This is a genomic window from Stenotrophomonas sp. Ste86, from assembly GCF_024519465.1.
GTDB lineage: Bacteria > Pseudomonadota > Gammaproteobacteria > Xanthomonadales > Xanthomonadaceae > Stenotrophomonas.
In genome coordinates this window covers 94,407-108,162 of sequence record NZ_JALJRW010000001.1, presented here as the reverse complement: position 1 = coordinate 108,162, position 13,756 = coordinate 94,407, and the positions used below count along the sequence as shown (strand labels likewise).

At 68.9% G+C, this 13,756-nt stretch carries 12 protein-coding genes; all 12 read right to left on the bottom strand.

Annotation, left to right across the window (positions count from 1 at the left end):
* Window positions 1–78: 78 nt before the first annotated feature.
* Window positions 79–1,638 carry a thioredoxin family protein gene (locus NR101_RS00425; RefSeq protein WP_256774286.1) on the bottom strand — a complete coding sequence of 520 codons (1,560 nt, stop codon included), beginning with the start codon at window positions 1,636–1,638 and terminating at the stop codon, window positions 79–81.
* A 121-nt stretch (window positions 1,639–1,759) separates the two neighbouring features.
* A complete protein-coding gene (locus NR101_RS00420) occupies window positions 1,760–2,395 on the bottom strand; it encodes a response regulator (RefSeq protein WP_256774287.1) in 636 nt (211 codons plus the stop codon).
* Complete coding sequence (locus tag NR101_RS00415; RefSeq protein ID WP_256774288.1) at window positions 2,388–3,446, bottom strand: ATP-binding protein; 1,059 nt, start codon at window positions 3,444–3,446, stop codon at window positions 2,388–2,390. The genes NR101_RS00420 and NR101_RS00415 overlap by 8 nt, the downstream gene beginning before the upstream one ends.
* Window positions 3,447–3,529: 83 nt before the next feature.
* Window positions 3,530–4,267 carry an MgtC/SapB family protein gene (locus NR101_RS00410; protein WP_256774289.1) on the bottom strand — a complete coding sequence of 246 codons (738 nt, stop codon included), beginning with the start codon at window positions 4,265–4,267 and terminating at the stop codon, window positions 3,530–3,532.
* Window positions 4,267–7,026: a magnesium-translocating P-type ATPase gene (mgtA, locus tag NR101_RS00405; protein WP_256774290.1), complete on the bottom strand. Its 2,760-nt coding sequence runs from the start codon at window positions 7,024–7,026 to the stop codon at window positions 4,267–4,269. Before mgtA ends, NR101_RS00410 begins: the two co-directional genes overlap by 1 nt.
* Before the next feature lie 10 nt (window positions 7,027–7,036).
* Window positions 7,037–7,336 carry a hypothetical protein gene (locus NR101_RS00400; protein ID WP_256774291.1) on the bottom strand — a complete coding sequence of 100 codons (300 nt, stop codon included), beginning with the start codon at window positions 7,334–7,336 and terminating at the stop codon, window positions 7,037–7,039.
* A gap of 298 nt (window positions 7,337–7,634) precedes the next feature.
* Window positions 7,635–8,267, bottom strand: coding sequence for a DUF2894 domain-containing protein (locus tag NR101_RS00395; RefSeq protein ID WP_256774292.1), 633 nt, complete (start codon window positions 8,265–8,267; stop codon window positions 7,635–7,637).
* Window positions 8,257–8,904 carry an OmpA family protein gene (locus NR101_RS00390; RefSeq protein WP_256774293.1) on the bottom strand — a complete coding sequence of 216 codons (648 nt, stop codon included), beginning with the start codon at window positions 8,902–8,904 and terminating at the stop codon, window positions 8,257–8,259. Before NR101_RS00390 ends, NR101_RS00395 begins: the two co-directional genes overlap by 11 nt.
* Window positions 8,901–11,303 carry a DUF802 domain-containing protein gene (locus tag NR101_RS00385; protein ID WP_256774294.1) on the bottom strand — a complete coding sequence of 801 codons (2,403 nt, stop codon included), beginning with the start codon at window positions 11,301–11,303 and terminating at the stop codon, window positions 8,901–8,903. Before NR101_RS00385 ends, NR101_RS00390 begins: the two co-directional genes overlap by 4 nt.
* Before the next feature lie 10 nt (window positions 11,304–11,313).
* Complete coding sequence (locus tag NR101_RS00380; RefSeq protein ID WP_256774295.1) at window positions 11,314–12,009, bottom strand: DUF3348 domain-containing protein; 696 nt, start codon at window positions 12,007–12,009, stop codon at window positions 11,314–11,316.
* 85 nt (window positions 12,010–12,094) lie between these two features.
* Complete coding sequence (locus NR101_RS00375; protein ID WP_256774296.1) at window positions 12,095–12,706, bottom strand: DNA-3-methyladenine glycosylase; 612 nt, start codon at window positions 12,704–12,706, stop codon at window positions 12,095–12,097.
* A gap of 53 nt (window positions 12,707–12,759) precedes the next feature.
* A complete protein-coding gene (pip, locus tag NR101_RS00370; RefSeq protein WP_256774297.1) occupies window positions 12,760–13,737 on the bottom strand; it encodes a prolyl aminopeptidase in 978 nt (325 codons plus the stop codon).
* Window positions 13,738–13,756 lie beyond the last annotated feature (19 nt).

The window sequence follows — 13,756 nt, the reverse complement described above, 5'->3', positions numbered from 1 at the left end:
AGCATGGCAAGGGCGAGAGCCGGCCAGCGGCCGGCACTACCGGTCAACGCGTTCTCCGTGGTCGCCTGTTGAGGCTGCTTATCCCTTGAGCCAGCGGTCGCAGGCGGCGCTGGCATCTGCGCCCGGCGCGGCCTTCGCGCACGTCTCGCCCATGCGCGCCTGCAGGCGGCCCAGCGTGTCCTGGCCGTGGTGGACGCGGCTCCAGGTCTGCAACGTGCCCGCCAACCGCTCGAAGCGCTGCCGCGTGCGCTGGTGGTACCCGGCCGGCTGCGCATCCAGTTCGGCGATCACCTGCGCGGTCGCCTGTTCGATTGCCGCGTTGTCCTCGGGGCGCAACCGCACCAGCCCCTCCACATACAACACGCCCCACTGCACCCGCGTCGCCGGGCCCTGCGCGCCGTCGTAGGCCTTGCGCAGCCAGTCCAGCGCCGCGTCCTTGTCGCCGCGCGCCTCGGCCAGTTCAGCCAGCTCGGGCATGTAGTAATACGGCGTCTGGCTGCGATCCAGCTCGGCCAGCAGCAGCGTTTCCGCCGCGGCGTCGTCGCCGACCTCACGCAGCACGTACACCGCTGTGCTGATCGTCGCCTGTCGCTCGTGAGGGGTCCTGGCCGCCGCGTCGGCCGCGGCAACCCGCTCATGCGCCTTCTCGGCCAATGCCGCCGGCACCGGCGCACCGGCATGCTGCTGCTTGAACAGGCTCAACTCCGTGATCACGCTGGAGAGCCGCGCATCGGCCGCGTTGTCCTGGGTGGCATCGGCACGCTCCAGCGCGGCCAACAGCTGCGCGCCCAATTGCTCGCCCTGTTCGGGCGTCGCCGCCGCACGTGCCACCAGCGCCGGACCCTGGTAGCCGAGTAGATCGCGATTGGCGCGCACCTCGGTGGGCGCCGCCAGTACCGTGGTCAGCAGTGCACGGGCCTGCTCGCGCGCCTCACCGCCGGGAGCCGCCTTGTCCTTGCCGTTGGCCTCCGCGCCCAGGGCGAGCAGGGCGAAGCGCCGTTGCAACGCCGGTGCCGGCGCGGCCTTGGCCAACTGCCGCAACAGCACCGCCGGGTCGCGCTGCCCGGACAGGCGGTTGGCATCCACTTCCCAGCCGTAGTCGCCCAGGATGCGCCAGTCGTCTTCGGACACCCGCTGCGGCGACACCACCGCCACCCGCAGCACGTCGGCCACGGCGGTGCGTCGCTTGGCCGCCAGGGTGAGTGCGCGGGTCAGTTCGGCACTGTCGTTGCCGCCGGCCAGGCGGGTGATTTCGTGGCGCTGCGGATCCAGCACGATCAGCGTGGGATACCCGCGCACGCCGAACTGCTCGCCCAGCGCCTGCGCGCCTTCCAGGTCGCCGTCCAGGTAAACCGGCACGTACTGTCGGGTGAGCGCGATGAAGGCCGGATCACGGAACAGGGTCGCCTTGAGCTTATTGCACGGCGGGCACCACACCGCGCCCCAGTACAGCAGCACCGGCTTGCCGGACTGCTGCGCATCGGCGAACGCATCCTCCACATCGCCATGCCGCCAGGCGATTTCCTCGGCGGCCGGCGCCGCTTCCGCAGTCGCTACCGGACTGGCCGAAGGGGGCTGCTGGCATGCGGCAAGCGCAGTGCACAGGGCAAGCAGGGCGAGGGGCAGGGCAACGCGCATCGGCAGGATCCAGCAGGGGAGAGGTGCCGCAGGCGCGGCCAGCCTGCATTCTAGGAAGCTGCCGGCCCGTGCAGCGGGGCCGGTTCATGCCGATTGCTTATCTGCCCAGTCGCGGCGGTGATCAGCCCGGCCCCAACCGGTCGTACATCCGCACCAGATCGACCAGGGTGCGGGCCTGCATCTTGCGCATCACGTTGGCGCGGCGCACCTTCACCGTGATCTCGCTGACGCCCAGTTCGCCGGCGATCTGCTTGTTGAGGCGGCCGCGCACCACCCCATCCACCACGTCACGTTCGCCAGCGGTAAGCGCCACCCAGCGCTGGCGCAGGATGTCCAGCGCCTCCTCATCACGGCGGCGCAGACGGTCGCGCTCGATGCCGAGGTGGATCGCATCCAGCAGTTCCTGGTCACGGAACGGCTTGGTCAGGAACTCGATGGCGCCTTCCTTCATCGCGGCCACGCCCATGGCGATATCGCCGTGCCCGGTGATGAACACCACCGGCAGCGTCAATCCATGGCTGGCCATCTGCCGATGGAACTCCAGCCCGCTTTGGCCCGGCATGCGCACGTCCAGCACCAGGCAGGCTGGCGCATCCTGGCGCGGATGCTGCAGGAAGGCGGCGATGGAATCGAAGGCGCGCACCTGCAGCCCCATCGAGGCCAGCAGGTCTTCCAGCGCGGCACGCACCGAATGGTCGTCGTCGACCACGTAGACGATCGGTGCGGGCTCGCCGGCCGGTGCAGCGGGCTTAGCCATGGTCGGCCCCGGCATCGACCGGCAGCTCGAACACGAAACGCGCGCCACCGCCTTCGGCCGGCTCGGCGCGGATCAGGCCGCCGTTGGCCTCCAGGATGCTGCGGCTCAGGCTCAAGCCCAGCCCCAGCCCCCCCGACTTGGTGGTCCAGAAGGCATCGAACACGCGCTCCGGTGCTTCCAATGGCAGCCCGCTGCCATGGTCGCGCACGCTCAGTGCGACGCGTGCGTCATCCACGCGGAGACTACGCAGCGTCAGACGACGCGCACCGGCGGGAATTCCGGCCATCGCATCGACCGCGTTGAGAATGAGGTTGCCGATCACCTGCTGCACCTGTACACGATCCCCGAATACCAGCGGCAGTTGGTCATCGAACTGGGTGTTCACCGCCACCGCGTGCTGCTCCAGCTCGCTGCGCGACAACGCCAGCATTTCCAGCACCGCCTGGTTGAGATCGAAGCCGTGTCGTTCCGGGCTGGCACCTTGGGTCAAGCCACGGATGCGTGCGATCACGTCACTGGCGCGGTGCGCATCGGCGAGGATGCGCGCCAACGTCTGCCGCGCCTTCTCCACGTTCGGCGGCGCCTGCGCCAGCCAGCGCTGGCTGGCTTCGGCACTGCTGGCGATGGCGGCCAGCGGCTGGTTGACTTCATGGGCGATGGAGGTGGTCAGCTCGCCCACCGTGGAGGCGCGCGCAACGCGCAGCAGACGCGCCTGCGCTTCCTGAACGGCGGCCTTGGCCGCTTCCATTTTCAGTGACAGGTAGGTGGTGATGACGATCACCAGCATGCCGATGGCCGAGTTGACCAGACCGATGCGGTAGGTGCCGAAGCGGGTCAGGAAGAAGCTCAGCCCGGTCAGCGCGATACAGATTGCCGCCAGCAGCACCAACCCGCGTGCACTCATGACCCGCGACGCGGCCAGGATCACCGCCGCATAGAAGCACGCGGCGGCCACGGCGTAATCGGTCAGCGTATCGGCGGCGAAGATCGCGGCCATGACCACGCCCAGGCCGAGCAGGGCCAGGGTGTGCCGCGAAGGCGAAGAGGGCATCGGAACGACTCCCGTTGGTACAGGGTGGAGCGCCGCAACAAGCGGCGCGCGGAGCATAGCATCGGCACCGTGGTGGGCCGGTATCAGTCTTCCAGCGTGGCATTCCAGAACCCCTGCAATACGCCGGGCGTGGCCGACAGCGTAGCCAGCACGCCATCCAGCTCATCGGCATCCACCGCCGTCGCATACAGCACGGCTTCGATTTCCACGTCGCGGTCGCCGAACGGCCGCGGCTCCACTGCCCGTACCGGGTAGTGCGCCTGCTCCAGCAGCACCAGCAGCTGGTCCAGCACCTCGGCCTGCCGGTCACGCTGGCAGATCACAGTGACCGCGTAGGTAGCCTCGCCGGACGCTTCCTGCAGCGGTTGCCGCTGGATGCGGTTGACTACCGGCCGCAGCAGTGTGTTGGCGGCCAGTACAAACAGCGCGGCCAGTACCGCCTCGGGCAACAGCTTGATCCCGGCACAGGCGCCCACCGCCGCCGAGCCCCACAGCGTGGCGGCCGTGTTGAGCCCGGATACCTGCGCACCGTCCTTCATGATCGCCCCGGCGCCGAGGAAACCGACGCCGGAGATCACGTAGGCCACCACATGCAGCGGCGAGGGCGGCCCGCCGTACATGTCATGGAAGCGCACGGCCAGATCGACGAACACCGCCGCGCCCACCGCCACCAGCGTATTGGTGCGCAGCCCGGCCGTGCGCTGGCGCAGCTGGCGCTCCAGGCCGATCGCCGAACCGAGCACGAAGGCGGTACCCAGGCTGATCAGCGTGCTGACCGTGGCCCCGGCATTGAACGGCGGCAGATGCGGATTGAGATCCATCACTGCCACCCGTAACGACGGATGTAAACCTTCTTCAGCAGCGTGGTCAGCACCGCATAGCCGAACAGGATCGCGACCAGGAACGGCCAGTAGCCCGGCGGCAGCGCCTGCAGCTTGAAGTAGCCGGCCAGCGGGCTCATCGGCAGCAGCACGCCGATGGCCATGATCAGCCCGGTCATCACCAGCAGCGGCGGGGCGGCAATGCTCTGCACGAACGGCACCTTGGGCGTGCGGATCATGTGCACGATCAGGGTCTGGGTGAGCAGGCCCACCACGAACCAGCCCGACTGGAACAGGCTCTGGTCGGCCACGGTGCGCGCGTCGAACACGTACCACATCAGGGCAAAGCAGCTCAGGTCGAAGATCGAACTGATCGGCCCGAAGAACACCATGAAGCGACCGATGTCCGCCGGGTTCCACTTCAGCGGCTTGCGCACCAGCTCTTCGTCCACGTTGTCGAAGGGAATGGCGATCTGCGAGATGTCATACAGCAGGTTCTGCACCAGCAGTTGCAGCGGCAGCATCGGCAGGAACGGCAGGAAGGCCGAGGCCACCAGCACCGAGAACACATTGCCGAAGTTGGAGCTGGCGGTCATGCGGATGTACTTGAGCATGTTGCTGAAGGTGCGCCGGCCCTGGATGACGCCTTCTTCGAGCACCATCAGGCTCTTCTCGAGCAGGATGATGTCGGCGGCCTCCTTGGCGATGTCCACCGCGCTGTCCACGCTGATGCCGATATCGGCCGCGCGCAGGGCCGGCGCATCGTTGATGCCATCGCCGAGGAACCCCACCACCTTGCCCTGCGCGCGCAGGGCACGTACCAGCCGTTCCTTGTGCAGGGGGGTGAGCCGGGCGAACACACGGTGGCGGGTGAGTGCGTCGGCAACGGCGGCATCGTCCATGCGTTCGATCTGCGGCCCGGTCAGGATCGCATCGGCGTGCAGGCCCACCTGGGCGCACACCCGCGCGGTGACCAGCTCGTTGTCGCCGGTGAACACCTTCACCTCCACGCCGAGCGCCGCCAGGGCCTGCAGCGCCTGCGCGGTGGATTCCTTCGGTGGATCCAGGAACGCCACATAGCCGAGCAGGGTGAGGCCCTGTTCGTCGGCCTGCGAGTAGACCTGCTGGGTCGCCGGGGTTTCCCTCATCGCGACCGCCACCACGCGCAGGCCCTGTTCGTTCAGCTCCTCGGTGGTCTGCCGCACCCGGGCCAGCCGCGCCGCGTCCAGCGGCAGGTCGCGGCCATCCTCGCGCACGGTGCTGCACACCGCCAGCATCTCTTCCACCGCGCCCTTGCAGATCAGCTCGTGGTGGTCGTCGCGCTCGGACACCACCACCGACATGCGGCGGCGCTCGAAGTCGAACGGAATCTCATCGACCTTGCGGTAGTCCTGCGCCAGGCGCAGCTCGGTCTGCAGCTCCACGTGCTCCAGCACCGCGCGGTCGAGCAGGTTGGTCAGCCCGGTCTGGAAGTGGCTGTTGAGGTAGGCGAAGGTGAGCACGTCCTGCGAGTCGTTGCCAAACACATCGGTATGCCGCTCCAGCGCGATCCGGTCCTGGGTGAGGGTGCCGGTCTTGTCGGTGCACAGCACTTCCATCGCGCCGAAGTTCTGGATCGCATCCAGCCGCTTGACGATCACCTTGCGCCGCGACAACAGCACCGCGCCCTTGGCCAGGGTGGAGGTGACGATCATCGGCAGCATTTCCGGGGTCAGCCCGACCGCCACCGACAGTGCGAACAGGAATGCTTCGGTCCAGTCGCCCTTGGTCACGCCGTTGACCAGCAGCACGAACGGCACCATCACCAGCGCGAAGCGGATCAGCAGCCAGCTGACGCTGTTGACGCCGGCCTGGAAGGCGGTGGGCGCCCGCTCGGTGGCGGTGCTGCGCTGGGCGATGGTGCCAAAGCAGGTGCGGTTGCCGGTGGCCAGCACCACCGCCGTGGCCGTCCCGGACACCACGTTGGTGCCCATGAACAGCAGGTTCGGCTGTTCCAGTAGATTGGCCTGGGCGACATCGGGCACCGCGAACTTCTCCACCGGCAGCGACTCGCCGGTCATCGCCGCCTGCGCCACGAACAGATCCTTGGCCGTGAGCACGCGGCAGTCGGCCGGGATCATGTCGCCGGCCGAGAGCACGATGTGGTCGCCGGGGACCAGTTCGCGGATCGGAAGCGAGCGCTGCTGCGCCGGCCGCCGGCTGTGCAGGTGCGCGCCGAAGTACTGGTCGGCCACGTCGGCCGCCTCGGTCCCCGCCGAACGCCGCAGCACGCGTGCGTTGTTGCCGACCAGCGCCTTGAGCCGCTCGGCGGCGCGGTTGGAACGCCCTTCCTGAATGAAGCGGATCAGGGTGGACAGCACCACCATGGTGCCGATCACCACGGTCGCTTTGAGGTCTTCGGTCAGCCAGGAGACCGCCGCCAACAGGGTCAGCAGCAGGTTGAACGGGTTGCGGTAGCACTGCCACAGATGGCGCCACCACGGCAGCGGCTTTTCGTGATCGATTTCGTTGGGGCCGACACGGTCGAGGCGCTCGCCGGCCTCATGCATGCTCAGTCCATCGGGATGCGAATCCAGCGCGGCCAGTGCAGTGGCCAAGGGCGCATGCGCCAACCGCAGCAGGCCATCGCTGAAGTCCACCGGCACCGATGTGGCCGCACCGCGGCCGATGCCCGCCTCGGGCAGGGCACGGCGACGGAACAGGCTGCCGGCGCGACGGCTGCGCAGGAAGGCATCGAACCATGCGTTCAGCAGGGTCATGGGGAACTCCTCAGGCGTGCTGCGCGCGGGCGACGGAAAACGTCACCATCGGCAGCGGAAAACGGGGATTGCCGCGCGAGCACAGCGGCTTCATGGCGGTACGGATCGGCGCGGGCAGGTGGCGCAGCACGCTGACGCGCTCGACGATCGGCAGCAGGCTCAAGGCGTCGGCGATGATCCGCGCCGAGCCCAATGCCAGGGCACGGGCGAACAGCGGTGCGCCGTGCTGCAACAGCTGGCTGCGCAGCGCGGCGACGTTGCGCTCACCGATCAGGCGGCGCAGGGTGATGTAGAGGATCTTGTAGTTCATCGGAAAGCCTCCGGACAGGCAGCGCCCGTCGGCTTCCCGTGACTCAGTCGAGCCGAAGCCGCCGGCCGGACGCCGGGGTGAAACAGGGCAGTGGGTGGATCAGGGGCGCGTGGCGCCCGGCAGGATCGGGATCCATGGGGAAATCCGGTAGCGGAAGGGCGGATCCGGGGCGACGCACTGCGCCGAACCGGTGCGCGTATTGTCCGCACCGCACGCCCGCAGGCCTAGATGCCCGTGGGTTCGCCGCGATATACCTTGGTATAGGGGTGCGATGCCGGCCGTCGGCCGACCGCGTGGATCAGGACTTGGCCGGGCGTGCGCGACGCGGCTTGGGAATGCGGCCCACGTCCCGCGCCGGCGCACTACTGCGTGGCTGCAGCGGTTCCAGCCAGGACAGGTTGTCCACGTAGGCCAGGAAGTGTTTCAGGTAACCGGGCGAGATGTCGCCCATCAACGTGATCGCGCGATGCACCAGCACCGCCGAGTTCAGCGGACCGCCATCGCTGGGTGCGGCCGCCAGCGATTGGCGTACCTGGCTGCGGCTGCGCACGGTGGCCCACAGCGCACGGAATTCGTCGATCGCCGGCAGGGCAGGGTAAGCGGTTGGCGCCGTTTGCGCGCCGCTGGACGCGTCGGGTGTGGACAACACGCGCGGGCGGGCAGCAAGTTCCGCGACCAGATCGCGCAATGGCGACGCACGCAGCGGCACTGCGACGCCGCCGCGCCGGGAAGCGCGCGGGAGCGCACTGGCGTAGGCCGCCACGCGGTCGGACAAGCGTTGTTCCAGCAGCGTGCGCGCGGTCCCTTGCGCACGCGCCGCACGCGCCTGCAGGGCATCGAGCACCGCGAACGCGACCGGGTCGTGCCGGTCCAGCTGTTGCTGGCGCCACTGTTCCAGCCGCGCGCGCGGATCGACCGGCTTAGCCGCCATTGCTGGCCTTGGCCGGCCTGGGCCGCGGAATCGGCGCCATTTCAACACGCCGGTTGCGTGCACGCCCGTCCTCATCGGCATTGGAGCCGACCGGCTGCTCGGCGCCGAACGCGGCGGCAAACACCGCAGAGGCGGGCACGCCTTCGGCGATCAACGCGCGGGTCACGGTAAGCGCGCGCTCGGCCGACAACGCCCAGTTGTCGGCGAACTGGCGATTGCCTTCGCGCACCTGGCGGTCGTCGGTGAAACCGCTGACCATCAGGATTTCCTCGCGCGAGGACAGATACTCGGCCAGCGGCGCGGCCAGGCTTTTCAGCAGCTCGCGGCCTTCCGGCTGCAGTTGGTCGGAATTGAGCGCGAACAGCACGCTGCCGCGGATGCCGATGCGGCCATCCACCAGTGTCACCCGGCCGGCCGCGAGCGGCACCGCCAGTGCCTGCTCCAGGGTCTTGCGCCGCGCCGCTTCGGCCTGACGCTGCTTGACCTCATGGTCCAGGCGCGTGGACAGCTCCAGTTGCAGCGCCACCACGCCGACCAGGATCAGCACGAACGCGCCCAGCAGCACCGACATCAGGTCGCCGAAGGCGGCCCAGATCGGTGCGCCGGACTCGCCGTCGACCTCGATCTCATCGCTCATGCGCTGGCGGCCTTGCCGGTACCCCGGCGTGCGCCGAGCTGCTGCAGTTCCTCGATGATCTGCTTCTGCGACAGCACGCTGAGGTCGATCACCTCGCGTGCCTGGCCCACGTAGTACGCCAGCTGCTCGTCGCTGCGTGCCAAGGATGCATCCAGCGCGGTGCCGATCTGCTCCAGGCGCTGCCCGAGATCGGCGCTGGCGGTGCCGAACACCTGCATCGCACCGCCGAAGGCATCGGCCAGGCTGGCCACTTCGACCGCGCTGCCGGTGACCTGCGCGGCCACCTCGCCGAGCTTGCCGGTTTCCACCGCCAGGTGCTCGGTGAAGCGGCTGCCGACCCGTTCAAGCAGATCGGCCGAGGTGGTGACCAGCGCGTCCACCGCCGTGCGCTGCTCGGTCGAGGCGTGGTTGACCGCATCCAGCAGGGTTTCCAGCGTGGCCAGCAGGCGGCTGCGCTCGTCCAGCATCGCGGTATCGCGGACCATGCTGTCGGAGAGTTTCTGGCGCAGTTCGGCGACCACATCGGCGGCGGCCTTTGGCGCCTCGGAAGCGACGTGTACGAGACGCGAGATCTCGGCGATGGTGTCGCTGGCGTGGGCCTGGGTCTGCGCGCTGATCTGCTGCGCAGTGCTTGCCAGGGCATCGCAGATCGCCTGCTGGCGCTGCGCGACCTGCGCGCTGGTCTGAGACCACTGCTCGCCCAGCGTGCCGGTCAGCGCTTCGAACGCGCCGCTCCACTGTGCCAGGCGCTGGGCATCGCGGGATTCCAGTGCGTCCTGCAACGTATGCTGCGACTGTTGCATCGCCTCCACCAGCGCGGCGGCCTGGGTATCGAAGGTGCCGGCAACCGCTGACAAGGCCGTCTGGTTGCGTTCGGCCAGCGCGCTGCTGGTGGCCTGCTGCTCGTCCAGCGCGGCACGCCACAGGGCCGCGGTCTGCCCGCTGCTCTGTTCCAGCCGGTGGGCGAGGGAGTCGACCAGCGCGGTGGCACGTGCATCGTGCTGGTCGGTCAACCGCTGCAATGCCGCGTCGAGGGCGGCAACCAGGCTGTCGTTGGCCTGCTGCTGCGCGTGCTGGGCGGTTGCCCAGCGTTCGGCCGTGGCGTCCAGGCGGGACGCCAGCGCATCGGCCAGGCCGCTGGCCTGGCGCGCGTGTTCCCCGGTGAACTGCGCCAGGCTGTCGCGCAGCTCGGCGGTGAGCGCCTGGTGGGTCTGCTGCTGCGCGGTCTGCGCCGCACTCCAGTGCTGCACGTTGTCGGCCATGCGCTCGGAGAGTGCATCGAGCAGGCCCACCGCACGCTGATCGTGCTGGGTGCTCAGCTGCTCCAGCGCAGCGCGCAACGCCTCACTCGACTGCTGGTTGCTCTGCTGCTGGGCGGCCAGCGCGGCGCGCCAGGTCTCCGCGTTGGCGGCATGGTTGGCTGCAAGGCCGGCGTTGAGCCCGCTCAACTGCTGTTCCACCGCAGCGCCCACGTGCTGCTGCAGTGCGCGGGTATCGCCGGCAATGGCGGCCATCGTGTCCTGCATGATCGGTTGCAACGATTCGCCGACCGCACGGGCACTGGCGGCCATGCTGTCCTTGAGCGCCAGCTCGACCGCAGCGGCCAGGCGTGCGTGTTCGGCGTCGGCCTTGGCGTGGAAACGCTCCTGGCTGTCGAGCAACTGCTGCTGGGTCTGGGTGCTGCGCTCCTCGATCGCCACGGTCAACGCATGCAGGCGCTCGACCAGCGCCGGCATCAGCTCGGCCTGCGCCTGCGCCATGCGGAAGGCCTCGGCACGCTGCCAGCCCTGCGAGTGGGGGTGCAGGCTGGTGGCGATCTGCGCATCCAGCAGTTGCACGGTCTGCAGGCGCTCGCGCCGGCACAGCGCGGCCAGCAGGCCCAGCATCGCCGAGGTCGCCACACCGGCGATCGAAGTCCCAAACGCGACCGCCAGCCCTTCCACCGGCGCGCCCAGTGAGCCACGGATGGCCTGCAGGTCAGTGGCGCTTTCCAGCGCCAGACCGGTGCCACGCAGCGTGGCCATCATGCCGAGCAGGGTGCCGAGCATGCCCAGCAGCACCAGCAGGCCCACCAGGTACGGCGTCAGTACCGGGGCGGGCAGGGCGATGCGCTCGCCATCCACCCGCAGCCGCACCGCGTTGCGCAGCCCGTCCGGCACCCGCGCCAGCCAGCCGGCCAGGTCGGCCTGCGCCGCGTCCGCGTCCGCGACCGCCCGGCCAAGACCGAGCGTGGCCTGGCGATAGCGCAGCAGTTCCAGCGCACCGGCGCAGTAGCAGGCCACGATCACCGCCGCGACCGCGGCACCGACCGGATTGCTGCCCAGGTAACCCGCACCGATCCAGCACGCCGCCAGCAGGCCGGCAAGGAAGACAACGAAATAAAGACTAGTTCTGAACATGACGTCCCAGTTATCGGGGGCGAAGCGCTGCAAGCAGGCCTTCGATCGGTTGAAAACGAACATCCAGTTCGGCCAGCAGCACGTCCTGCATATCCTGGTGGAAGCGCGCCAGCCAGCCATCGCGGGGTCTGGACGGCGTCGCTTCCTCGGTGTCGCCTGCGGTCGGCGCTGGCAGCGCCGACTCGTGCAGGCGTTCAAAATGCTGGCCCAGCAGCGCCGGCACCGCAGCCAGCAGGCTCTGCTCGCGCGGGCTCAGGGTCTGTTCCATCACCGCATCCACTTCGGCCAACCGCGCCAGTTCCGGCGAGAGGTGACCGAGCATGTCGCGCAGCCGGCCGCGCAGGCGCCCGGTGGAGGCCTGCATGGACCGCTGCAGGTTCACGCAGTGCTGGCGATGCGCGGCATAGTCATCGGCCAGGGCGCGCTTGCCCTCGGCCGGGGCCATGATCGCGGCGATCAGCACCGCGCGCACCCGTTCGCATTCGGCCTGTTCGGCACTGTCGAACACCGGCGCATCCGGCGGTACCGGCGGCAACCGTCCATCCAGCGCCCGCGACAACGCTACCGCCCGATTCCAATCCACCCATTGGCTGAGGCGGTCGGAAATATCCGGGCTGGAGGTGGGCAACGGTCCGTCGGCAAACCCCGCCAGCAGGCGGATGAAGGCCGGTCCGGGCACGGGCGGTCGGTAGGGGGCTTTCGCCATGGTTCCGGCTAAAAACCATGAATTTTACACCGGAATGACGATTTGCCTGTCTGAACGGGATCGGCGGGCGCCCCGTCGCGGGCCGTCAGCCCTTGCCCGTGCTGGCGCTGCGACGTCCCGATACGTGGGCGTTTCCCGGCACATGCCAGCGCCAGGGCAGCGCCACCGCCTTGCTGATCCCGATCCGCGGCCCCACCACCGGCGCGTCCGGCGGGTTCATCCCATCGCTGACGATGCGCACGCCCCGGTCATTGCGCACCAGATCGGCACCGTCCAGCGCCTTGGTGATGCCCATCGCCTGCGACAGCCGGCCTGGGCCACTGGCCAGATCGGGATCGCGGCGGATGGCCGGACGCGCGGCACGGATCAGGTCGAGACCGTCCACCGGCTCCAACGCACGCAACAGAACGCCCCAGCCTTGCCCGACCTCGCCACAGACCGCATTGCTGCCCCAGTGCATGCCGTAGCTGAAATACACGTAGAGGTGCCCGGCCTCGCCGAACATGGTGGCCGTGCGCGCGGTCATGCCGCGATAGGAGTGGGCTGCCGGGTCTTCGCTGCCTGCATACGCTTCCACCTCGACGATGCGGCCGGCGCGACCGTCGTCGCGCACCAGCAGCTTGTTCAACAGGTCCGGGGCGACCTGGGTCGGGTGTCGCTGGTAGAACGTACGGGGCAGGGTGATCCAGGTGTTCATGCCATTTCCTGCAGGTCGATTTCAGACGCATCACCACCACGCGTCACGACATCTCAACGTTGAATCGAATGCGCCGATGGCCCGCTGATGCGGTCGGCGAAATCGTCCGTGGCACGCACCAGCGCGTCGGCGGTGGCCGGTTCGGTAGCGCCATGCCCGGACAACACCATCTCCAGCCGGGCCTCGGGCCAGGCACAGGCCAGGTCCCACGCGCTGCGGGCGGGGCAGATGATGTCATAGCGCCCCTGCACGATCACGCCCGGCAGGTGGCGGATGCGGTCGATATCGCGCAGCAGCTGGCCATGCACGAGAAACGCGTTGTGGCGGAAGTAGTGCGCCTCGATCCGGGCCTTGGCCAGCGTGTCCAGCGGATCGGCAGTGGAGACGGCATCGACGTCGTGTACCAGCGTGGCGGCGTTGTCCTCCCACCCCAGCCACGCTTGTGCGGCGGCGATCTGCGTGGGCCGGTCGTCGCTGTCCAGGCGCGTCCAATACGCGGCAATCATCGCCCCGCGCTCTGCTTCCGGAATATGTGCCTCGTACCGTGCCCAACGCTCGGGAAACACCCAGCGCGCCCCGCCATCGGCCTCGTTGAACCAGCGGTTTTCCTCGGCGCGCCCCAGGTATACGCCGCGCACGATCAGCCCGGTGGCGCGCTGCGGATGGGTCTGTGCATAGGCCAGCGCCAGCGTCGACCCCCACGAACCGCCAAACACCAGCCAACGCGCGATGCCCAGGTGCGCACGTACCGCCTCGATGTCGGCGACCAGGTGCGCGGTGGTGTTGTCATGCAACTCCCCGAACGGCGTGGAGCGGCCACTGCCACGCTGGTCGATCAGTACGATGCGATACCGCGCCGGATCGAAAAACCGCCGGTGGGTTGGCGACGCGCCCGCGCCGGGGCCACCGTGCAGGAATACCACGGGGATGCCGTCCGGCGTACCGCATTCCTCGACGTGCAAGGTGTGCAGGCCATCCACCGGCAATGCGAACTCACGGTAGGGGGAGATGGCCGGATACAACGTACGCATGGGACGTCCTCGGGGGCAG

Bases quoted from the DNA above. Each gene is read 5' to 3' on its own strand.
- NR101_RS00395 (WP_256774292.1), bottom strand. From the start codon at position 8,267: ATGGCGGCTAAGCCGGTCGATCCGCGCGCGCGGCTGGAACAGTGGCGC.
- pip (WP_256774297.1), bottom strand. From the start codon at position 13,737: ATGCGTACGTTGTATCCGGCCATCTCCCCCTACCGTGAGTTCGCATTG.
- NR101_RS00410 (WP_256774289.1), bottom strand. From the start codon at position 4,267: ATGGATCTCAATCCGCATCTGCCGCCGTTCAATGCCGGGGCCACGGTC.
- NR101_RS00400 (WP_256774291.1), bottom strand. From the start codon at position 7,336: ATGAACTACAAGATCCTCTACATCACCCTGCGCCGCCTGATCGGTGAG.
- NR101_RS00390 (WP_256774293.1), bottom strand. From the start codon at position 8,904: ATGAGCGATGAGATCGAGGTCGACGGCGAGTCCGGCGCACCGATCTGG.
- NR101_RS00415 (WP_256774288.1), bottom strand. From the start codon at position 3,446: ATGCCCTCTTCGCCTTCGCGGCACACCCTGGCCCTGCTCGGCCTGGGC.
- NR101_RS00425 (WP_256774286.1), bottom strand. From the start codon at position 1,638: ATGCGCGTTGCCCTGCCCCTCGCCCTGCTTGCCCTGTGCACTGCGCTT.
- NR101_RS00420 (WP_256774287.1), bottom strand. From the start codon at position 2,395: ATGGCTAAGCCCGCTGCACCGGCCGGCGAGCCCGCACCGATCGTCTAC.
- NR101_RS00375 (WP_256774296.1), bottom strand. From the start codon at position 12,706: ATGAACACCTGGATCACCCTGCCCCGTACGTTCTACCAGCGACACCCG.
- NR101_RS00380 (WP_256774295.1), bottom strand. From the start codon at position 12,009: ATGGCGAAAGCCCCCTACCGACCGCCCGTGCCCGGACCGGCCTTCATC.
- NR101_RS00385 (WP_256774294.1), bottom strand. From the start codon at position 11,303: ATGTTCAGAACTAGTCTTTATTTCGTTGTCTTCCTTGCCGGCCTGCTG.
- mgtA (WP_256774290.1), bottom strand. From the start codon at position 7,026: ATGACCCTGCTGAACGCATGGTTCGATGCCTTCCTGCGCAGCCGTCGC.